The organism is Wenzhouxiangella sp. YN1 (genome assembly GCF_056324145.1).
Window position 1 is genome coordinate 1 of record NZ_JBJNIO010000064.1, and the last position, 278, is coordinate 278.

Annotated in this window: 1 protein-coding gene; it reads right to left on the reverse strand. The window is 65.1% G+C overall.

Translation table 11 applies throughout. The annotated features are described in order from the left end of the window. Positions 1–278: YbhB/YbcL family Raf kinase inhibitor-like protein (locus ACEWQZ_RS00310; protein WP_476481075.1), on the reverse strand; the 278-nt coding region annotated here is incomplete at both ends.

Here is a 278-nt window from a genome sequence, read left to right on the forward strand (position 1 = left end):
TCGAGCAGCTCGGCCATCGAGAGCCCGGCAGGCAGATCGGTGGCCTTGTCCAGCGCCAGCACCCAGAAATAATAGCGGTGCACACCGTGACCTTCCGGCGGCATCGGGCCACCGTAGCCCGACTTTTCCAGATCGTTGACCCCGGCGGTTCCCTCCGAGCTGTTTTCGTCCAGCGAGGTGGTCGACGCCGGCAGGTTGTAGAGCACCCAGTGAACGAAGCCATAGCTGCCGTTCTGCACCAGGGGCGCGTCCGGGTCGTGGCAGATCACGGCGAAGCC